Origin of the sequence: Enterobacter cloacae complex sp. S2 (genome assembly GCF_015159675.1) — a bacterium.
In the GTDB taxonomy this organism is placed as follows: domain Bacteria; phylum Pseudomonadota; class Gammaproteobacteria; order Enterobacterales; family Enterobacteriaceae; genus Enterobacter; species Enterobacter intestinihominis.
The window spans coordinates 1-20,604 of record NZ_JADDTS010000040.1 but is presented as its reverse complement, the minus strand read 5'-3'; the positions used below and the strand labels follow the sequence as shown (position 1 = coordinate 20,604).

General features: G+C 59.6%; 19 protein-coding genes. 11 read left to right on the top strand and 8 right to left on the bottom strand.

Annotation, left to right across the window (positions count from 1 at the left end):
- Positions 1 to 4: 4 nt before the first annotated feature.
- From IPZ49_RS18490 to mltB, 3 genes are all read right to left on the bottom strand, one after another.
- Complete coding sequence (locus tag IPZ49_RS18490; RefSeq protein WP_063146451.1) at positions 5 to 865, bottom strand: metal ABC transporter permease; 861 nt, start codon at positions 863 to 865, stop codon at positions 5 to 7.
- The gene (locus IPZ49_RS18485) at positions 862 to 1,515 is read right to left on the bottom strand and encodes a metal ABC transporter ATP-binding protein (protein WP_063146452.1); all 654 of its coding nucleotides are present in this window, start codon (positions 1,513 to 1,515) and stop codon (positions 862 to 864) included. The genes IPZ49_RS18490 and IPZ49_RS18485 overlap by 4 nt, the downstream gene beginning before the upstream one ends.
- Before the next feature lie 310 nt (positions 1,516 to 1,825).
- On the bottom strand, positions 1,826 to 2,926 hold the full coding sequence (gene mltB, locus IPZ49_RS18480) for a lytic murein transglycosylase B (protein WP_168927379.1): 1,101 nt from the start codon (positions 2,924 to 2,926) through the stop codon (positions 1,826 to 1,828).
- A gap of 251 nt (positions 2,927 to 3,177) precedes the next feature.
- On the opposite strand from mltB, the gene srlA reads away from it, so the two are divergent.
- From srlA to gutQ, 7 genes are all read left to right on the top strand, one after another.
- Positions 3,178 to 3,741 carry a PTS glucitol/sorbitol transporter subunit IIC gene (gene srlA, locus IPZ49_RS18475; RefSeq protein ID WP_003862164.1) on the top strand — a complete coding sequence of 188 codons (564 nt, stop codon included), beginning with the start codon at positions 3,178 to 3,180 and terminating at the stop codon, positions 3,739 to 3,741.
- A complete protein-coding gene (locus tag IPZ49_RS18470; protein ID WP_063146454.1) occupies positions 3,738 to 4,697 on the top strand; it encodes a PTS glucitol/sorbitol transporter subunit IIB in 960 nt (319 codons plus the stop codon). The genes srlA and IPZ49_RS18470 overlap by 4 nt, the downstream gene beginning before the upstream one ends.
- Positions 4,698 to 4,709: 12 nt before the next feature.
- Positions 4,710 to 5,072 carry a PTS glucitol/sorbitol transporter subunit IIA gene (srlB, locus tag IPZ49_RS18465; protein ID WP_022649147.1) on the top strand — a complete coding sequence of 121 codons (363 nt, stop codon included), beginning with the start codon at positions 4,710 to 4,712 and terminating at the stop codon, positions 5,070 to 5,072.
- A gap of 14 nt (positions 5,073 to 5,086) precedes the next feature.
- On the top strand, positions 5,087 to 5,866 hold the full coding sequence (srlD, locus tag IPZ49_RS18460; protein WP_023298456.1) for a sorbitol-6-phosphate dehydrogenase: 780 nt from the start codon (positions 5,087 to 5,089) through the stop codon (positions 5,864 to 5,866).
- Between the two features lie 67 nt (positions 5,867 to 5,933).
- Entirely contained in the window at positions 5,934 to 6,293 is a 360-nt protein-coding gene (gene gutM, locus IPZ49_RS18455) for a transcriptional regulator GutM (RefSeq protein ID WP_023298457.1), read from the top strand.
- A 63-nt stretch (positions 6,294 to 6,356) separates the two neighbouring features.
- Entirely contained in the window at positions 6,357 to 7,130 is a 774-nt protein-coding gene (locus tag IPZ49_RS18450; protein ID WP_015571676.1) for a DNA-binding transcriptional repressor, read from the top strand.
- Positions 7,123 to 8,088, top strand: a complete 966-nt coding sequence (gene gutQ / locus IPZ49_RS18445; protein ID WP_023298458.1) for an arabinose-5-phosphate isomerase GutQ — start codon at positions 7,123 to 7,125, stop codon at positions 8,086 to 8,088. The genes IPZ49_RS18450 and gutQ overlap by 8 nt, the downstream gene beginning before the upstream one ends.
- Here the strand turns inward: gutQ and norR are convergent.
- Positions 8,085 to 9,599: a nitric oxide reductase transcriptional regulator NorR gene (gene norR, locus IPZ49_RS18440; RefSeq protein ID WP_032625943.1), complete on the bottom strand. Its 1,515-nt coding sequence runs from the start codon at positions 9,597 to 9,599 to the stop codon at positions 8,085 to 8,087. The genes gutQ and norR overlap by 4 nt on opposite strands.
- Before the next feature lie 187 nt (positions 9,600 to 9,786).
- On the opposite strand from norR, the gene norV reads away from it, so the two are divergent.
- Both norV and norW read left to right on the top strand, forming a co-directional pair.
- Complete coding sequence (gene norV, locus IPZ49_RS18435; RefSeq protein ID WP_022649152.1) at positions 9,787 to 11,235, top strand: anaerobic nitric oxide reductase flavorubredoxin; 1,449 nt, start codon at positions 9,787 to 9,789, stop codon at positions 11,233 to 11,235.
- Positions 11,232 to 12,365 carry an NADH:flavorubredoxin reductase NorW gene (gene norW / locus IPZ49_RS18430; RefSeq protein WP_063146455.1) on the top strand — a complete coding sequence of 378 codons (1,134 nt, stop codon included), beginning with the start codon at positions 11,232 to 11,234 and terminating at the stop codon, positions 12,363 to 12,365. The genes norV and norW overlap by 4 nt, the downstream gene beginning before the upstream one ends.
- 113 nt (positions 12,366 to 12,478) lie before the next feature.
- Here the strand turns inward: norW and IPZ49_RS18425 are convergent, their stop codons facing one another.
- The 4 genes from IPZ49_RS18425 to IPZ49_RS18410 form a co-directional block, all read right to left on the bottom strand.
- Positions 12,479 to 13,501 (bottom strand): HoxN/HupN/NixA family nickel/cobalt transporter, encoded by a 1,023-nt coding sequence (locus IPZ49_RS18425; protein ID WP_045308758.1) that lies wholly within the window; start codon positions 13,499 to 13,501, stop codon positions 12,479 to 12,481.
- A gap of 1 nt (position 13,502) precedes the next feature.
- Positions 13,503 to 15,719 (bottom strand): carbamoyltransferase HypF, encoded by a 2,217-nt coding sequence (hypF, locus tag IPZ49_RS18420; protein WP_063146456.1) that lies wholly within the window; start codon positions 15,717 to 15,719, stop codon positions 13,503 to 13,505.
- A gap of 6 nt (positions 15,720 to 15,725) precedes the next feature.
- Complete coding sequence (hydN, locus tag IPZ49_RS18415) at positions 15,726 to 16,271, bottom strand: electron transport protein HydN (RefSeq protein WP_017382793.1); 546 nt, start codon at positions 16,269 to 16,271, stop codon at positions 15,726 to 15,728.
- A gap of 133 nt (positions 16,272 to 16,404) precedes the next feature.
- Entirely contained in the window at positions 16,405 to 17,418 is a 1,014-nt protein-coding gene (locus IPZ49_RS18410; RefSeq protein ID WP_022649156.1) for a LacI family DNA-binding transcriptional regulator, read from the bottom strand.
- Between the two features lie 214 nt (positions 17,419 to 17,632).
- Here IPZ49_RS18410 and ascF point away from each other — a divergent pair, with 214 nt between their 5' ends.
- Complete coding sequence (gene ascF, locus IPZ49_RS18405) at positions 17,633 to 19,084, top strand: PTS cellobiose/arbutin/salicin transporter subunit IIBC (protein WP_063146457.1); 1,452 nt, start codon at positions 17,633 to 17,635, stop codon at positions 19,082 to 19,084.
- An 18-nt stretch (positions 19,085 to 19,102) separates the two neighbouring features.
- Positions 19,103 to 20,527, top strand: coding sequence for a 6-phospho-beta-glucosidase (locus tag IPZ49_RS18400; protein ID WP_022649158.1), 1,425 nt, complete (start codon positions 19,103 to 19,105; stop codon positions 20,525 to 20,527).
- The last annotated feature ends 77 nt before the right edge of the window (positions 20,528 to 20,604 follow it).

Below are 20,604 nucleotides of genomic sequence, written 5' to 3'. Positions count from 1 at the left end.
TGCGTTAAAAAAGCGCCCGCAGGCTATCCGCCAGCCTGCTGCGCGTGCCAAATAAAACGGAAATAAAGAACAATGCGCTGGCGGTCAGCACAATGGAGGGCCCGGCGGGCAGACTCACTGCCCAGGAAAGGCTTAAGCCCAGCCACGCGCAAAAAATACCGCTGATACCCGCCATCAGAAGTAACCCTGGCAGGGTGCGCACCCAGCAGCGTGCCGCCACGGCGGGTAACATCATCAGCCCGACGGCCATCAACGTGCCGAGCACCTGAAAACCGGCCACCAGGTTGAGCACCAGCAGCGCCAGAAACAGACCGTGTAACATCCCGGGCAGCCAGCGCGCGTTCACCTGCAACCACGCGGTATCGAACGCTTCGCTGACCAGCCCACGATAAAACATCGCCAGCGTGAGGAGCGTGAACATGCAAACGCCCGTCACGAACAGGGCTGACGCGCTATCCACGGCGAGAATGGAGCCAAACAGAAGATGAAGCAGATCGACATTTGAACCGCGCAGCGACACCAGCGTGACGCCCAGCGCCAGGGAACCCAGGTAAAACCCCGCGAAGCTGGCATCCTCTTTAAGGGGCGTGCGGCGGCTGACCAGCCCGGCCACCAGCGCAACGGCGATCCCGGCAATAAACCCGCCGACAGTCATTGCCAGCAGCGACATACCGCTGAGCAGATAGCCCACCGCGACACCCGGCAAAATGGAATGAGAAAGGGCGTCCCCCATCAGGCTCATCCGACGCAGTTGAAGGAATACGCCCAGCGCCGTGGTGCTGACGGAGAGCGCCAGGCAAACCACCAGTGCACGGCGCATAAAGCCGTACTCAATAAACGGCTGGAAGAATGTATGCCAGATCATGCCACCCTCACCCGCTCGGTTTTCCATTGGGGAATATCAGCGTCCAGACGTAACGTCTGCGGGAAGTGACGTGCTACGCGCTCGCTGTCATGCAGAACCGCCAGCAGGGTCTGCCCCTGCATATACATCTCCAGCATCAGATCCATCAGCACGTTGCAGGTCGCTTCATCAACGCCGGTGAAGGGTTCGTCCAGCATCACCAGCGGCGCCTGCTGCACTAAAACGCGGGCAAACAGCATGCGCTGGAATTGCCCGCCGGAGAGTTCATCGATGGTGGATAACGCCATGGACGCCAGCCCCACGCGCTCAAGCGCGCCGGCAATGCGCATGCGGGTATCCCGACGAAAACCGGCAAATAGCGAGATTTCTGGCCAGCAGCCCATGCTCACCACGTCCTGCACGGTCAGAGGAAATTGCGCCTCCAGCGCGTGACGCTGCGCCAGCCAGCCCACCACCGGACGTCTCCCCTGCCAGCGAAACGTACCGCTGACGGGCGGAAGAAAGCCAGCGAGCGTTTTCAGCAGCGTGGATTTGCCGCAGCCGTTGGCCCCGACGATGGCGGTCATGCTCCCGCGTTCAATCACGCCGGACAGTGCGCGCGTAACGGGCTGGCGATCGTAACCCGCCACCAGGTCGTTCATCACGATCATGGCAACGCCACCGCCCAGCGCACGGCCAGGCCGAGAAACAGAATGAGCACCAGCGCCAGCAGCAGCCGAACCGGGGATGAGAGAGAAAACAGGGACATGGACATCTCAATTCAAAATTATGTTATAACATAACAATAATGAAAGACGATTAAGATGTAAACGGCGGGAGTGAAATGGGAATGTGGCGAAATGTTTCTGCAAACTTCCCTCTCCCGTGGGAGAGGGTCAGGGTGAGGGCATCAGGCCGCACCGTGCGGGCAGCCATGCCGGGTGGCGGCGTTGCCTTACCCGGCCTACCCGTCGGGGTAACTTACTGGCTAAACGGTGACGCTGCTGGCACACGCGCCTGAGACACCGCCAGCCCCAGCTGCCACACCGCCATCGCATAGTGCGTGCTGTGGTTGTAGCGGGTAATGGTGTAGAAGTTCGGCAGCCCGAACCAGTACTGATAACCGGTTCCGACATCCAGGCGCAGCAGGCTCACCTGGTCAACATTGCCCAGCGGCTGAGACGGCGTTAAGCCTGCCGCTGCCAGCTGCGCCACGCTGTATTTGGTTTTAAATCCGTTTTCCAGACCAAACGCCTCGCCGTTCGCCTGCACCGCCACCTGGCCGCCCGGCGTCCAGCCGTGCGCTTTGAAGTAGTTGGCCACGCTGCCAATGGCGTCTTCGGGATCCCACAGGTTGATGTGACCATCCCCGTTAAAATCTACCGCGTACTGCTTATAGGAGGACGGCATAAACTGGCCGTAGCCCATCGCACCGGCGAACGACCCTTTCAGATCTAACGGATCGTCCTGTTCGTCTCGCGCCATCAGCAGGAAGGTTTCCAGTTCAGAGGAGAAATACTCGGCGCGGCGCGGGTAGTTGAAGGAGAGCGTCGCCAGCGCATCGAGGATGCGGGTTTTACCCATAATGCGTCCCCAGCGAGTCTCGACCCCAATAATACCGACGATGATCTCCGGCGGCACGCCATAGACCTGCCACGCGCGGTTCAGGGCGTCTTCATACTGATTCCAGAACACCACGCCATTTTGCACGTTGTCCGGGGTAATAAACTGTTTGCGATAGCTCAGCCACGCCCCGTTTGGCCCGGTCGGCACCTGGGCCGTCGGCGCCTGCCTGTCCATCAGGCGCAGCACGTAGTCCAGACGCTTCGCCTGAGACAAAATGGCATGCAGCTGCTGGCGATCAAAACCGTGCTTGCTCACCATTTTATCGATGAACTGTTCGGCCGCAGGGTTATTCGCGAAGTCGCCGCCCATCTGCATCATATTGTGCTGCGGCTCAAGCAGGAACCCGCCGGAAGGCGCGTCCGACGTTTGTTGAACAGCTTCAGTCCTGGGTTTGCTACTACAGGCGGACAGGAGAATAAGCGCAGGTAACAGCGCTGCATAACGACGCTTGAACATGTGGCATCCATTTAACGAGTTCGGTAAGAACCCAGTATGGTAAAGCATCCGCAACACCTCAAGGAAGCGGTACACACCTCCCCAACGCAAATCCGCGCTTTTTTCCATCGAAAATCATTCGCCCCACCAATTATCTTTCAAATTAATCCATTTTTCTTTCATTGTGAGATCTAATTAACACTTTAAAAGCTTTCAATTTGATTATTATTAGCCCCGAACAGACAAAAACAAACGCCCTACAGGAGAGAAGAATGATAGAAACCATCACCCACGGCGCCGAGTGGTTCATCGGGCTTTTTCAGAAAGGCGGCGAGGTATTCACCGGCATGGTGACCGGGATCCTGCCCCTGCTGATCAGCCTGCTGGTAATCATGAACGCGCTGATTAACTTTATCGGCCAGCAGCGTATTGAACGCTTCGCCCAGCGCTGCGCCGGAAACCCGCTGTCCCGCTACCTGATCCTGCCCTTCATCGGCACCTTTGTGTTCTGCAACCCGATGACCTTAAGCCTCGGCCGCTTTATGCCAGAGAAGTACAAGCCGAGCTATTACGCCGCCGCCTCCTACAGCTGCCATTCCATGAACGGCCTGTTCCCGCACATCAACCCCGGCGAGCTGTTCGTTTATCTCGGGATCGCCAGCGGCCTTACCACGCTTGGCCTGCCGCTCGGCCCGCTGGCGGTGAGCTACCTGCTGGTCGGTCTGGTCACCAACTTCTTCCGCGGCTGGGTGACGGATCTCACCACCGCCATTTTTGAGAAAAAAATGGGCATCCAGCTTGAACAGAAAGTCCATCTTTCAGGAGCCACAGCATGAACCGGATCCGCATTGAGAAAGGCACGGGCGGCTGGGGCGGCCCGCTGGAGTTCGACGCCACCGAAGGCAAAAAGATTGTGTACATCACCGCGGGCACGCGCCCGGCGATCGTCGACAGGCTGCACGAGCTGACGGGCTGGGAAGCGGTCGACGGCTTCAAGGAAGGCGAACCGCCGGAAGCGGAAATCGGCGTGGCGGTGATCGACTGCGGCGGCACGCTGCGCTGCGGCATCTATCCGAAGCGCCGCATTCCGACGGTAAATATTCACTCCACCGGGAAATCCGGCCCGCTGGCGCAGTACATCCTTGAGGATATTTATGTCTCTGGGGTGAAGGAGGACAACATCACGCTGGTGAATGGCACATCCGCGCCGCAAAAAGCGGCCCCGCGCGAGTACGACACCAGCAAAAAAATCACCGAGCAGAGCGATGGCCTGCTGGCGAAGGTCGGGATGGGGATGGGGTCCGCCGTGGCGGTGCTGTTCCAGTCCGGGCGCGACACCATCGACACGGTGCTGAAAACCATTCTGCCGTTTATGGCGTTCGTCTCGGCGCTGATCGGTATCATCATGGCCTCCGGCCTCGGCGACTGGATTGCCCACGGCCTCGCCCCGCTCGCCAGCCACCCGCTCGGCCTGGTGACGCTGGCGCTGATCTGCTCCTTCCCGCTGCTGTCGCCGTTTCTCGGCCCGGGCGCGGTGATTGCCCAGGTCATCGGCGTGCTGATTGGCGTACAGATTGGTCTGGACAACATTCCCCCGCACCTCGCTCTGCCTGCCCTTTTTGCCATTAACGCTCAGGCGGCGTGCGACTTCATCCCCGTCGGGCTGTCGCTGGCGGAAGCACGTCAGGACACCGTGCGCGTGGGCGTCCCCTCCGTGCTGGTGAGCCGCTTCCTGACGGGCGCGCCCACGGTGCTGATTGCCTGGTTTGTCTCCGGCTTTATTTATCAATAAGAGGTTCCTGCCATGACCGTGATTTACCAGACCACCATTACCCGCATCGGCCAGAGCGCAGCCGATGCGCTGAGCGACCAGATGCTGATCACCTTCCGCGAAGGGGCGCCTGCGGATATCGAAGAGTTTTGCTTTATCCACTGCCACGGCGAGCTAAACGGCGAGCTGAAGGCCGGGAGCCAGCTTGAGCTGGGCGAGGCGCGCTATGCCGTGACCGCCGTCGGCGACGTCGCTGAACAAAACCTGCGCGAGCTGGGGCACATCACCCTGCGTTTTGACGGGCAGCCGCAGGCGGAGTATCCCGGCACGGTTCACGTTGAGGGGCCGGTTCCGCAGGCTGTCACACCAGGCTGTACGTTAAAATTTGTTGCGTAATTAAGGAGAAACACATGAGTCAGGTTGCCGTTGTCATTGGTGGGGGACAAACCTTAGGCGAGTTCCTCTGCCGTGGGCTTGCCGCAGAGGGTTACCGCGTGGCGGTTGTGGACATTCAGAGTGAAAAAGCCGCCCGCGTGGCGGACGCCATCAACACCGAGTTTGGCGAAGGGATGGCGTACGGATTTGGTGCCGACGCCACCAGCGAGCAGAGCGTGATGGCGCTGGCCCGCGGCGTAGATGAGATATTTGGGCGTATCGACCTGCTGGTCTACAGCGCGGGGATCGCGAAAGCGGCCTTTATCAGCGATTTCGAACTGGGGGATTTTGACCGCTCGTTGCAGGTGAATCTGGTGGGCTATTTCCTCTGCGCCCGTGAGTTTTCCCGGCTGATGATCCGCGATGGTATTCAGGGGCGCATCATTCAGATCAACTCGAAATCCGGGAAAGTGGGCAGCAAGCACAACTCCGGCTACAGCGCGGCGAAGTTTGGCGGCGTGGGGCTGACGCAGTCTCTGGCGCTGGATCTGGCCGAATACGGCATCACCGTTCACTCGCTGATGCTGGGTAACCTGTTGAAATCGCCGATGTTCCAGTCCCTGCTTCCGCAGTACGCCTCCAAGCTCGGCATCAAAGCTGAAGAAGTGGAGCAGTACTACATCGACAAAGTGCCGCTCAAGCGCGGGTGTGATTATCAGGACGTGCTGAACATGCTGCTGTTTTACGCCAGCCCGAAAGCCTCGTACTGCACCGGGCAGTCGATTAACGTCACCGGTGGGCAGGTGATGTTCTGATCGAGCGGCCTGATGCCCTCACCCTAACCCTCTCCCACCGGGAGAGGGAACAAAACAAGGAGCCGATATGGTAACCGCATTAATCACCTTCGCCGCCCTCGCCTGGATCTGCCAGATGGCGTTTGGCGGCTGGCAAATCCATCAGTTTAACCGCGCCTTTGACGCCCTGTGCCAGAAAGGCCGTGTGGGCGTCGGGCGTTCCGGCGGACGCTTCAAACCGCGGGTTGTCGTCGCTGTTGCGCTGGATGAAAACAATAAGGTCTGCGATTCCCTCATCATGCGCGGCATGACCGTCTTTGCCCGCCCGGTGAAAATCCAGGCGATCAACGGCATTTTGCTGCATGAATTACAACCTGATGTGATCTTCCCCCATGATTCACTCTGTCAGAATGCACTATCATTAGCGCTTAATCTGAAACATGGATAATTTCGTTGTGAAAGTTATAAACTTGCGGAATTATCATTTCGCAACGTAAGGAACGAAGCGCCTATGAAACCACGTCAGCGGCAGGCGGCCATACTTGAGCATCTGCAAAAGCAGGGAAAGTGCTCGGTAGAGGATCTGGCCCACTACTTTGACACCACCGGCACGACAATACGCAAGGACCTGGTGTTGCTCGAAAACTCCGGCGCCGTCATTCGTACCTACGGCGGCGTGGTGCTCAATAAAGACGAAGCCGACCCGCCTATCGATCACAAGACGCTGATTAATACGCACCAGAAAGCGCTGATTGCCGAAGCTGCGGTCAAATTTATCCAGGACGGCGATTCCATCATCCTCGACGCTGGCAGTACCGTCCTGCAGATGATCCCGCTGCTCAGCCGCTTTAATAACATCACCGTGATGACCAACAGCCTGCACATCGTCAATGCCCTGTCAGAGTTCGACAGCGAGCAGACCATCCTGATGCCCGGTGGCACCTTCCGTAAAAAATCCGCGTCGTTTCACGGGCAGCTGGCGGAGAATGCCTTCGACCACTTCAGCTTCGATAAGTTGTTTATGGGCACGGACGGCATCGACCTCAACGCGGGCGTGACCACCTTCAACGAGGTGTTCAGCGTCAGCAAAGCGATGTGCAACGCCGCGCGGGAAGTGATTTTGATGGCGGACTCGTCGAAGTTTGGCCGTAAAAGCCCCAACATTGTCTGTAGCCTTGAAAGCGTCGATAAGCTGATTACCGACGCAGGTATCGATCCGGCATTTAAAAAAGCGCTGGAAGCGAAGGGCATCGACGTGATCGTAACCGGAGAGAAAAATGAGTGATTTTCTGTTAAACGCAGGCCGCCAGACTCTGCTGCTGGAGCTACAGGAAGCCAGCCGCCTGCCGGAGCGTCTGGGTGAGGATTTTGTTCGTGCAGCCAACACCATTATCCACTGCGAGGGCAAAGTGATCGTGGCGGGTATCGGTAAATCCGGTCATATCGGCAAGAAGATTGCCGCGACGCTTGCCAGCACCGGCACTCCGGCGTTCTTCGTGCATCCTGCCGAAGCGCTGCACGGCGATCTGGGGATGATCGAAAGCCGCGACGTGATGCTGTTTATCTCCTACTCCGGTTCAGCCAAAGAGCTGGATCTCATCATCCCTCGCCTGCAAGAAAAATCGGTAGCCCTGTTAGCGATGACCGGCAAATCCCGTTCGCCGCTGGCGCTGGCCGCGAAAGCAACGCTGGATATTTCCGTTGAGCGCGAAGCCTGCCCGATGCACCTGGCACCGACCTCCAGCACCGTCAACACGCTGATGATGGGCGACGCGCTGGCGATGGCGGTGATGCAGGCGCGCGGCTTTAACGAAGAGGATTTCGCCCGTTCCCATCCTGCTGGCGCGCTTGGGGCACGTCTGCTCAACAAGGTTCACCATCTGATGCGCACGGACGATGCCATTCCTCAGGTCAAACTCGACACCAGCGTGATGGACGCCATGCTGGAGCTGAGCCGCACCGGGCTGGGGCTGGTTGCGGTATGCGACAACGACCGCCAGGTGAAGGGCGTCTTCACCGACGGCGACCTGCGCCGCTGGCTGGTGGGCGGCGGCAAGCTGGAGGCGCGGGTATCCGAAGCAATGACCCGGGGCGGGCTGACGCTGAATGCCGACAGCCGCGCCATTGAAGCCAAAGAGGTGCTGATGAAGCGCAAAATCACCGCTGCGCCGGTGGTGGACGAGCACGGCAGGCTGTGCGGCGCGATCAACCTGCAAGACTTCTACCAGGCGGGGATTATTTAGCCCTTAAGCCCCAGACGTTTCGCCAGCCTGTGAAGGTTGGCGACGTCCATCTCCAGCGCCCGCGCGCATGCCGCCCAGCTGCGGTTATTCTGCTCCAGGGCGCGGGTGATCATCTGACGCTGGAACGCATCCGTCGCCTCGCGCAGGTTTTCGTTCACGCTCTCAGGTATCACTGGCTTCACGGACGGCGTCGTTTCCTCATGCAGCGCGAAATGGCGCGCATGGATAACCACTTCATCCCCCGAACGCGTAGCCCGCGCCAGCACCACCGCGCGGTGAATCGCATGTTCCAGTTCACGCACGTTACCCGGCCAGCCGTAGCTCAGCAGGTGCGTCCTCGCGCCGGGGCTTAGCACCACGCGGGAAAGCCCCATTTTGTGCCGACACTGTTCGCAGAAAAAGCCCGCCAGCAGCACCACATCATCGCCCCGCTCGCGCAGCGGCGGCACCGTGAGCGGGAACACGCTCAGACGGTGGAACAGATCGGCGCGGAAATTGCCCGCCAGCACCTCTTCGCGCAGATCGCGGTTCGTCGCCGCCAGCACGCGCACATCCACGCGTAAGCTGCGATCGTCACCCACGCGTTGAATATCGCCATACTGCAACACCCGCAGCAGTTTGGCCTGGAGCGAAAGGGAGAGTTCGCCAATTTCATCGAGGAACAGCGTGCCGTTATCAGCCATTTCGAACTTGCCGCTGCGGTTGCTGATCGCCCCGGTAAAGGCCCCTTTGACGTGTCCGAACAGCTCGCTTTCCGCCACGCTTTCCGGCAGCGCCGCGCAGTTGAGATACACCAGCGGGTTCACCGCACGGGGCGAGGCTTCGTGGATCGCTTTCGCCACCAGCTCTTTACCGGTGCCGGTCTCCCCGAAGATCAGCACGTTCAAATCAGACGCGGCGACAATCTCAATCTCTTTTTTAAGCTGCGCCATGCCCGGCGAAAGTCCGATCATTTCGGTGTGCGCCACCTGCTCAAACGCCGTCGGGCTACCCGGAAGAATATTCTGGCTCTCCAGCTGTTCTATCAGCAGGGCGTTGTTCAGCGCCCCGGCCGCCAGCGCGGCAATCAGCCGTAGCTCTTCGTCGCTGAAGGTATCGAACTGATCCGGCGACATGCCATCGAGGGTTAACGCGCCAATCAGGTTCTGCCCGGCAAACAGCGGCAGGCCGATACAGGCGTGCACCTTCAGGCTCTCCTGGCCGGGGATCAGGCCGTCGTACGGATCGGGCAGATCGCTGTCTGCCGGGAAACGCACCACATCACCCGCACGGGCGATGGTTTCCAGACGCGGGTGGCCCTCCAGGGTAAAGCGCCGCCCGAGTACGTCCTTCGCCAGACCGTCGATAGCCAGCGGAATAAACTGCCGCCCTTCGTAACGCAGCAGCGCCGAGGCATCGCAATCCAGCACGTGGCGCAACGTGGAGATCAGCCGCTGAAAGCGGTCCTGATGACCGATACCGGTTTGCAGTTCTATGGCGATCTTCGCCAGCACATCTACGGAAAAGCTCATCTCTGCCTCACTGTCAATTTGACAACACATAGTGTCATATTGACAATTTTTAAGATAGTCAAAATGACTACCTATTAGGGAGAATAAAAATATAAATACATTATTTTCAATGAGTTAAAAAACTGGCACGCAACTTGATATATGACAGTCATCTTATTTGAAAACGCCGTATTAAGTTGAGGTTGCTATGTCTATTCTGGTTAAAAATAACATTCATTGGGTGGGTCAACGTGACTGGGAAGTACGTGATTTTCACGGGACGGAATACAAAACGCTGCGCGGCAGCAGCTACAACAGCTATCTCATTCGCGAAGGTAAAAACGTCCTGATCGATACCGTCGATCACAAATTCAGCCGCGAGTTCGTGCAGAACCTGCGCAGCGAAATCGATTTGAATGACATCGACTACATCATCATCAACCACGCGGAAGAGGATCACGCCGGGGCGCTGACCGAGCTGATGTCCCACATTCCGGATACCCCGATCTACTGCACCACCAATGCCATTGACTCCATCAACGGCCACCACCACCATCCAGAGTGGAACTTCCACACTGTAAAAACCGGCGACACGCTGGATATCGGCAACGGCAAACAGCTGATCTTCGTGGAAACCCCAATGCTGCACTGGCCGGACAGCATGATGACCTACATGACCGGTGACGCGGTGCTGTTCAGCAACGACGCCTTCGGCCAGCACTACTGCGACGAACGTCTGTTCAACGACGAAGTGGATCAGACCGAGCTGTTCGAACAGTGCCAGCGCTACTACGCCAACATCCTGACGCCGTTCAGCCGTCTGGTCACGCCAAAAATCACCGAGATCCTCGGCTTCAACCTGCCGGTGGATATGATTGCCACCTCCCACGGCGTGGTATGGCGTGAAAATCCGACCCAGATCGTCGAGCTGTACCTGAAGTGGGCGGCGGACTATCAGGAAGACCGCATCACCATCTTCTACGACACCATGTCCAACAACACCCGCATGATGGCGGACGCCATTGCCCAGGGCATCAACGAAGTGGACCCGAACGTGGCAGTGAAAATCTTCAACGTGGCGCGCAGCGATAAGAATGAGGTATTGACCAACGTCTTCCGCTCCAAAGGCGTGCTGGTGGGTACCTCCACCATGAATAACGTGATGATGCCGAAAATTGCCGGACTGGTGGAAGAGATGACCGGCCTGCGCTTCCGTAACAAACGCGCCAGCGCCTTTGGTTCACACGGCTGGAGCGGCGGCGCGGTAGACCGTCTCTCCACCCGTTTACAGGATGCCGGTTTTGAGATGTCCCTGAGCCTGAAGGCGAAATGGCGTCCGGATCTCGACGCGCTGGAAATCTGTCGCCAGCACGGTCGCGACATTGCCCGCCAGTGGGCGCTTGCGCCGCTGCCGGAAACCGCACCCGCCGCGGCTGCTGCGCCGGAAGCCGTAGCAGAAGCCGCTCCTGCCGCTGCCGACCTCGGCCCCTGCATGCAGTGCAGCGTCTGCCAGTGGATTTACGATCCTGAGCTGGGCGAGCCGTTGCAGGATGTCGCGCCGGGTACACCGTGGAGCGAGGTGCCGGACAACTTCCTCTGCCCGGAATGTTCCCTCGGAAAAGACGTCTTTGATGAACTGGCAACGGAGGCAAAATGAGCCACGGCATCGTCATTATCGGCTCGGGCTTTGCCGCCCGCCAGCTGGTGAAAAATATCCGCAAACAGGATGCTAACGTGCCGTTAACGGTGATCGCCGCCGACAGCATGGATGAGTACAACAAGCCTGATTTAAGCCACGTCATTAGCCAGAATCAGCGCGCCGACGATCTCACCCGCCAGACGGCGGGGGAGTTTGCAGAACAATTTAATCTGCGTCTGTTTCCGTACACCTGGGTCACCGATATCGACGCCGACGCCCACGTGGTGAACGCGAAAGATAAAACCTGGCAGTACGACAAGCTGGTGCTGGCGACGGGGGCATCTGCGTTTGTGCCGCCGGTTGAGGGCCGCGAGTTGATGGTCACGCTCAACAGTCAGCAGGAGTATCAGGCCAGCGAGACCCTGTTACGCGACGCCATGCGGGTGATGATTGTCGGCGGCGGGCTGATTGGCACCGAGCTGGCGATGGACTTCTGCCGGGCGGGAAAATCCGTCACCCTGGTTGACCACGCGGCCAGCATTCTGTCAGCGCTGATGCCGGCAGAAGTAAGCAGTCGCTTACAGCATCGTCTGACCGACATGGGCGTGCATCTGCTGCTGAAATCGCAGTTGCAGAGCCTGAGCAAAACCGAAACCGGCATTTGTGCGACGCTCGACCGCACCCGCAGGGTGGAAGTGGATGTGGTTATTGCGGCGACGGGGCTGCGCCCGGAAACCGCGCTGGCGCACCGCGCAGGCGCAGAGATCAATCGCGGCGTGAAGGTAGACAGCTACCTGCAAACCACCCAGCCGGACATTTATGCCCTGGGCGACTGCGCGGAAATTAACGGCCAGGTGCTGCCGTTCCTGCAACCGATTCAGTTGAGCGCCATGTTCCTGGCGAAAAACCTGCTCGGCGGCAACGCCCCGGTGAAATTACCCGCCATGCTGGTGAAGGTAAAAACGCCGGAACTACCGCTGCATCTCGCAGGTGAAACGCAGCGTCAGGATCTGAACTGGGAGATTATCCTTTCGGCTCAGGGCATGGTAGCTCGCGGCACCGATACTGTCGGTCAGATGCGCGCCTTTGTCGTCAGCGAAGACAGAATGAAGGAGGCCTTCGCGCTGCTGAAATCGTTACCTGCTTAACCCTCGTCATGCCGGGTGGCGCTCCGCTTACCCGGCCTACTCAACACCATAACGGCAAACCTTGTAGGCCCGCGCAAGCGTAGCGCCGCCGGGCAAAAACAGGGCTGCGTGGTTCAGGACCGCACCACCAGCGCGTCATAACCGCGCCAGCGATAGTTCGCCATTGAGATCAGCCAGCAGGCGACAAACAGCCCGACCACCACAAACCCGGCATCGCCCAGGTTATCGTTCACCGCGCCAATCAGATCCCATACGCCACCGCTGAGGGCGAACTTGTCCATCAGCAGACCCAGCGCTTCCAGGCCGCCGATAAACAGCGCCACCACCACCGAAGTGCCGGTGATGGTCATGTTGTAGTACAGCTTGCGCTGCGGCTTGTTAAACGCCCAGCCGTAGGCGCCCACCATCAGCAGGTTATCGAGCGTATCCACCAGCGCCATGCCGCTGGCGAAGAGCGCCGGGAAGATCATGATCGACCACACCGACATCCCGCTGGAGGCGCTGGCGGCGGAGATCCCCAGCACGCCGATTTCGGTGGCGGTGTCGAACCCCAGGCCGAACAGGAAACCGACCAGGTACATCTGCCAGCTTTTATTGACGAGGCGGAAGGTTTTGCCAAACAGCCAGTTCATGACGCCACCCTGTGCAGGCAGCGTGATGTCCCCCTGCACCGGCCTGCCGTGTTTCAGTGCCTGAAAACTGCGCCAGACGCCGCGCAGGATCACCATATTCACCAGCGCCATCGCCAGCAGGAAGGTGGCGGAGACGGCGGTGCCAATCAGGCTGCCGGTTTCGTGGAACCATTCCATATTTTTCTGAAACGCCGTGGCGGTGGCGGCGATGGCAATGGAGGCCAGCACCACGATGGTGGAGTGTCCGAGGGAAAACCATGCGCCCACGCCGGACGGGCGCTTGCCCTGCTGCATCATCTTACGCGTCACGGTATCAATCGCGGCGATATGGTCGGCATCCACCGCATGACGCAGTCCGTAACACCAGGCCAGCAGGCTGGCCGCCATCAGCGCCGTACTGCCGCTAAAGGTGTGCCACGCCAGCCCCCAGGCCAGCAGGTTAGCCATCACCAGAGCCAGCAGCAGGCACGCTGCACGAGGTTCATTGCGTAAAAGTCGTAACATTTTAAATCCTTTGTGAACATAATCGGGCGGCAGCAACCACCGCCTGCCCGAAGGAGATCGCTCCGTCGCCTGCGGGCAGGCGCGAAGGAAAAAGAAGCGTGAAATCAGAAAGGTAATGACGAAAGCGCGCGCGTAGCAGGCGGTTGTGAAGGACACCTCCGCTGAAGCACACCGTAGAGAGCGACCGTCGGCGGGCATGCGTTGCCGCCAGTTCGCTCAGCCCTTTTGCCAGCGCATCGTGAAAGGCCCAGGCGCGCTCTCCGGGCTCCGCCCGCCAGGCCAGCCACTGCTGCCAGAACAGCGCAAGGTTATCCGTCTTGAGCGTCACCGGATGATCAACCCCTGCACAGCGTTCGGCCAGCGCCTCCAGCCGGCACGCGGCTTCGCCCTCATAGCGTTGCGTTTCAATGCCCAGCGCACAGGCCACGGCGTCAAACAGACGACCACAGGAGGAGGCCCGCGGCGCATTGATACCGCGCGACACTGCCGTTGCCAGCAGCGGCCAGTTTTGACGCTGTACCGCCTCTGTTTCCGGGTACTGCTGCCAGTCAGGTACGAACGCCAGACAGTGGGCGAGCAAATTGCGCCACAGCTGTTTTGCCGCCAGATCGCCCCCCGGCAGCGCAACGGCTGGCAGACCGCCCAGCCGTTCGCAGTCGCGATAGTTCACCCGCAGGCACTCGCCGCCCCACAGCGCGCCGTTCTCACCCATACCGATCCCATCCAGCGTCAGGGCAATAACATCCCCGCCGTCGAGCGGCCAGCCATTCTCCGCCAGACACGCTGCTGCATGCGCATGATGATGCAGCACGGTCTCAACGGGCAGCGCCTGCGCCCGGGCCCACTGTCGGGCGTGATATCCCGGATGGGCATCGCACACCACGCGCTCAGGCTGGAAGGCGTAGATGTCCTGCATCGTCGAGAGCGCACTGCGCCACTGCGCCTCTACGCCCTCGTCGCTCAGATCGCCAAAATGCTGGCTCAGCACCGCCTGGTTGCCACGTACCAGGCAGAAGGTATTTTTCATCTCCGCGCCGGTGCATAACATGGGCGAGATGTCGCGGAATCCGGCGGGCAATGTGATGGCATCCGGCACAAAACCGCGTGCGCGACGCAGCATCGCACCGTCCCGATCCATTACGGAATCATCCATCCGTTGAAGAATATCGCGGTTGTGCAGCAGGAAGCCGTCAGCGACGTCACTGAGTTCTTCCAGCGCCTGCTGGTTGCTTATGGCGGGTGGATGACCGCTGAGGTTGCCGGAGGTCATCACCAGCGGGCGCTGGCAGTCCAACATCAGCAAATGCTGGAGCGGGTTCGCAGGTAGCATCACGCCAATTGTATTCAGCCCCGGCGCAATCTCCTCAGGAAACGCAGGAAGGCAGGCTTTTGGCGTCAGCACAATCGGCGCAGCGGGTGAACGTAACAGCGTCTGGATGGCCTCCGGCAGATCGTTCGCATGCGGGATCATCACCGCCAGCGGCTTGGTCGGGCGCTGCTTGCGTGCCCGCAATTTCCGAATCGCCTGTGGGTTAAGCGCGTCGCAGACCAGGTGAAATCCGCCCAGCCCTTTGACCGCCACAATCCCGCCGTTTTTCAATCTCTCCACCGCCGCGCTTAACGCCGATTCGCGGGTGGTGGCAGCATCCCCGGCTTGCCACTCCAGCTGCGGCCCGCAGTCCGGGCAGGCCACCGGCTGAGCGTGAAAACGCCGGTCAGCCGGGTTGCGGTACTCCGTTTCACAGGGCACACAGAGCGGGAAAGGCGCCATTGACGTGGCCGGGCGGTCATAGGGCATGGCGCGGATAATGGTAAACCGCGGTCCGCAGTGGGTGCAGTTGATAAACGGGTAGCGATAACGGCGCTCGCGCGGATCGCGCATCTCCGCCAGGCATGCGGGACAGGTGGCGGCATCCGGGACGATTTGCGTGTCCATCGCCCCGCTCTCGCTGTGGCGGATGACAAACTCGTCCGGCAGCGTATTCCAACTGTACGGCTGCGTTTCAACGCGATCGATGCGCGCCAGCGGTGGGCAGTCCTGGCGCAGTCTCGCGGTAAAGTCACCCCCACTACCCGCGAGACGCACCAGGACACCCTCTCCGTCGTTGCACACGTCGCCCGCCAGCCCCAGCTGGTGTGCAAGCTGCCAGACGAAGGGACGAAATCCTACCCCCTGCACCTTGCCGCGCACCCGAAGCTGTACGCCGTTAACGCGCATTGCAGCTTAAAACAGCAGCGATGACGAGGTGTCGAACGCCGCACGGCGGCGTTTTTCGGCACTCATCTGTTCGAGCTTGTCGCGATCGACGCAGACCAGCGCATGCGTCGGACAGGCTTCCATACACGCCGGACCGGCGTCGCGGTGGTAGCAGAGGTCACATTTATTGGCTTCGGCTTTCTCCGCGCGCACACTCAGCCCGATACCGCTGTTGCGCACCACCGGGCGAACGACCACCTCCATCGCGCCATACGGACACGCCACCACACAGGTTTTGCACCCGATGCAGCGCTCCTGCATCACATGCACGAAGCCTTTCTCGCGCTTAATCGCCCCGTTCGGACAGACGTTGGCGCACGGCGCGTCTTCGCACTGGCGACAGATAGCGGCGGTGGAAATATTCACGCCTTTAATGACGTGGATGCGCGGCAGGAAGGTGTCGGGGGTCAGGGAGGCGCAATCCTGCTCCGCCTGATGGGACACCACGCACGCCACTTCACAGGTACGGCAACCAATGCATTTGCTGGCATCGGCCATAATAAAACGGTTCATCTGCTTCTCCGGCATAACTGTTATGCGCGAAGCTATTCATAAACCGTGCCAATATTTAATGCATTGATTTTGAAGATAAATAAAAAAGAAGAGGATCTGTCATCGTCATTTGTGACGATGACAGATGTCGACGTCAGCGATGCGGGCCGTCAATGACGGAGCCGCGCAGGATAAGCTCGCCGGAAAAAGTTTGCTGAGGCTTAAACTCACCGCCGTCGAGCATGAAGATCAGGCGGCTGATGGTCTCCTGGATCATCTCCGTTACCGGAATACGCACGCTGGAGAGGGACGGCACGATATAGGGCGCGATTGCCACGTCGTCAAAGCCGATGACGGACACCGCGCCCGGCGTGGCGACGCCGCTCTCGTGCAACTGCCTGATGGCGCCAATCGCCATATCGTCGTTACTCGCCACCAGGGCGGTAAACGTTTCGCCGCGGGTGAGCAGCTGAGAGACCGCCGCCGCGCCGCTGGCCGGGCTCCACTTCCCTTCGGCGATCAGCGCGTCACGCAGGGCAATGCCGTGCTGCGCCAGCGCGTCCTTGTAGCCGGAAAGACGCTCCACGCCGGTGGGGGAATCCAGCGAACCGGTGATAAACGCAATCTCCCGGTGGCCTTTCGCGATCAACTGCGATACTGCGTCCTGACACGACGCTTTATGATTGGACCAGACGCTGTGGCTGCTGTTTTTCCGCAAACGGCGGTTGAGCACCATAATCGGCTGCTCGCATTTCTCAATAATTTCGTCCAGCGCTTCCACGCTCAGAAAACGCGGGTAGATGATCACCGCGTCGCAGCGCATGTCGAGCAGGTACTGGATCGCCTCGCGCTCCTCTTCGGCGCTGTGCTTGCCGTCCGCCAGGATCAGCTGACGCCCCTTCTCTTCCGTCATCCGCGCGGCGTTAAACAGCAGCTCGCTAAAGTAGACCCCATGGTACAGGGTGTTTGTCACCACCAGCCCCAGGGTCTGGGTGCGTTTGGTCGCCAGGTTTCGCGCCAGCAGATTGGGGCGATACCCGCTCTCTTCGATGGCCTGAAACACGCGGTCTTTCGTCTCCTGGCTGACGTAACCGTTCCCCGACAGCACCCGGGAGACCGTCGCTTTCGACACGCCTGCCCGCTTCGCCACTTCCAGCATCGTGGTCATAGTGTTATTCCATTCAAAACCGATGAGCCGCAGTGTACTTCACCGCAGAAAAATTGTCGCAGCGGCGTTATCACGCTTTTTACGGCCACGAGTGATCGTCATCACGAAACGAAAAAATGCATAAAAAGTGATCTTGTTTCATTAAAAGAAACTCATGATGATTATGTGAAACCGGTTTCCTACACTTCTCACAACGATAACAGGATCACATCCGATGGCAAAAAATTACGCTGCGCTGGCAAATGACGTGGTTAGCGCGCTGGGCGGTAATGAGAACATCGTCGCCGTCACCCACTGCATGACGCGCCTGCGCTTCGTTCTGAAAGACGAAAGCCTTACCGACGCCGCGCGTCTGAAAAGCACTAGCGGCGTGCTCGGCGTGGTGCGCAACGACAATCAGTGCCAGGTGATCATCGGCAACACCGTGTCCCAGGCATACCGTGAAGTGGTGAGCCTGCTGCCCGCCAACCTGCAACCTGCCGTAGCGGAAGGTCCACAGAAGCTTACGCTGCGCCGGATTGGCGCCGGGATCCTCGACGCGCTGATCGGCACCATGTCTCCGCTGATCCCGGCGATCATCGGCGGGTCGATGGTCAAGCTGCTGGCGATGATCCTTGAGATGACCGGCGTGCTGGGCAAAGGTGACCCGACGCTGACGATCCTGACCGTTATCGGCGATGGCGCGTTCTTCTTCCTGCCGCTGATGGTGGCGGCTTCCGCAGCGGTGAAGTTCAAAACCAACATGTCCCTGGCGATAGCCATTGCGGGCGTACTGGTTCACCCGAGCTTTATCGAGCTGATGGCGAAAGCGGCGCAGGGCGAGCATGTAGAATTTGCCTTAATTCCGGTGACGGCGGTGAAATACACCTATACCGTTATCCCGGCCCTGGTGATGACCTGGTGCCTGTCGTATATCGAACGCTGGGTGGATCGCATCACCCCGGCGGTGACCAAAAACTTCCTCAAGCCGATGCTGATCGTGCTGATTGCCGCCCCGCTCGCCATCGTGCTGATTGGCCCGCTCGGGATCTGGATCGGTAGCGCCATCTCCGCGCTGGTCTACACCATTCACGGCTATCTGGGCTGGCTCTCCGTTGCCATTATGGGCGCGCTGTGGCCGCTGCTGGTGATGACCGGGATGCACCGCGTGTTTACGCCGACCATCATCCAGACCATTGCCGAAACGGGCAAAGAAGGGATGGTGATGCCGTCGGAAATCGGCGCCAACCTCTCACTCGGCGGTTCATCGCTGGCGGTGGCGTGGAAAACCAAAAACCCGGAGCTGCGCCAGACGGCGCTGGCGGCGGCGGCCTCCGCCATCATGGCGGGGATCTCTGAACCGGCGCTGTACGGCGTGGCGGTACGCCTGAAGCGTCCGCTGATTGCGAGCCTGATCAGCGGCTTTATCTGCGGCGCGGTGGCCGGCATGGCCGGTCTTGCCAGCCACTCCATGGCGGCGCCGGGGCTGTTCACCAGCGTGCAGTTCTTCGACCCGGCCAACCCGATGACCATCGTCTGGGTGTTTGGCGTGATGGGTCTGGCGGTGGTGCTGTCGTTCGTGCTGACCCTGCTGTTAGGGTTTGAAGATATCCCGGTAGAAGACGAAGCCGAAAAAGCACGCGCCCTGCAAACCGCACCGGTACAGAACAAAGCAGCAGAAGCATAAACTGAAAGCGAGGTAAGAATGTCTGTTTTTCCACAAGGATTTTTATGGGGCGGCGCGCTTGCCGCCAACCAGAGTGAAGGTGCTTACCGTGAAGGCGGCAAAGGACTGACGACGGTCGATATGATCCCCCACGGCGCAAACCGTCTGGCGGTAAAAGTCGGCAAGGAAAAACGGTTTTCGTTGCGTGACGACGAATTTTACCCGAGCCACGAGGCGATTGATTTTTACCATCGTTACAAAGAAGACATTGCCCTGATGGCGGAGATGGGCTTTACGGTGTTCCGCACCTCGATTGCCTGGAGCCGCCTCTACCCGAACGGCGACGAACCGCTGCCGAATCAGGAAGGCATTGCCTTCTACCGCGCGGTGTTCGAGGAGTGTAAAAAGTACAACATCGAGCCGCTGGTAACGCTCTGCCACTTCGACGTGCCGATGCACCTGGTGACGGAGTACGGCTCCTGGCGCAACCGTAAGATGGTGGATTTCTTCGCCCGCTACGCCCGCACCTGCTTCGAGGCGTTTAACGGGCTGGTGAAATACTGGCTGACCTTCAACGAAATCAACATCATGCTGCACAGCCCGTTCTCCGGCGCGGGGCTGGTGTTTGAGGAAGGGGAAAACGAAGACCAGGTGAAATACCAGGCCGCGCACCACGAGCTGGTGGCGAGCGCGCTGGCGACCAAAATCGCCCACGAGGTGAACCCGGAAAACCAGGTCGGCTGCATGCTGGCGGGCGGTAACTTCTACCCCTACTCCTGCAAGCCGGAAGACGTGTGGATGGCACTGGAGAAAGACCGCGAGAACCTGTTCTTTATCGACGTGCAGGCGCGCGGCAGCTATCCGGCCTACTCCGCCCGCGTGTTCCGCGAGAAAGGGGTGGTGATTGTGAAAGACCCCGGCGACGACGACCTGCTGAAAAACACCGTCGACTTTGTCTCGTTCAGTTATTACGCCTCGCGCTGCGCGTCGGCGGATATGAACGCGGGCAACACCAGCGCGGCGAACATCGTGAAGTCCCTGCGCAACCCGCATATTCAGGTGAGCGAGTGGGGCTGGGGCATCGACCCGCTCGGGCTGCGCATCACCATGAACATGATGTATGACCGCTACCAGAAGCCGCTGTTCCTGGTGGAAAACGGCCTCGGGGCGAAGGACGTCATTGATGAAAACGGCGAGATCAACGACGACTACCGCATCAGCTACCTGCGCGAGCATATCCGTGCGATGGGTGACGCGATTGAGGACGGCGTGCCGCTGCTGGGCTACACCACCTGGGGCTGCATTGACCTGGTCTCGGCCTCAACGGGCGAGATGAGCAAGCGCTACGGGTTTGTCTACGTCGACCGCGACGACGCCGGGAACGGCACGCTGGATCGAAAACGCAAGAAATCGTTCTGGTGGTATAAGAAGGTGATTGCGAGTAACGGGGCGGATCTGGCGTAGCCTGTTTTGCCGGGTGGCGGCGTTGCCTTACCCGGCCTACAAACTGCTCGATGCGGTTTTCACCCTCTCCCCTCTGG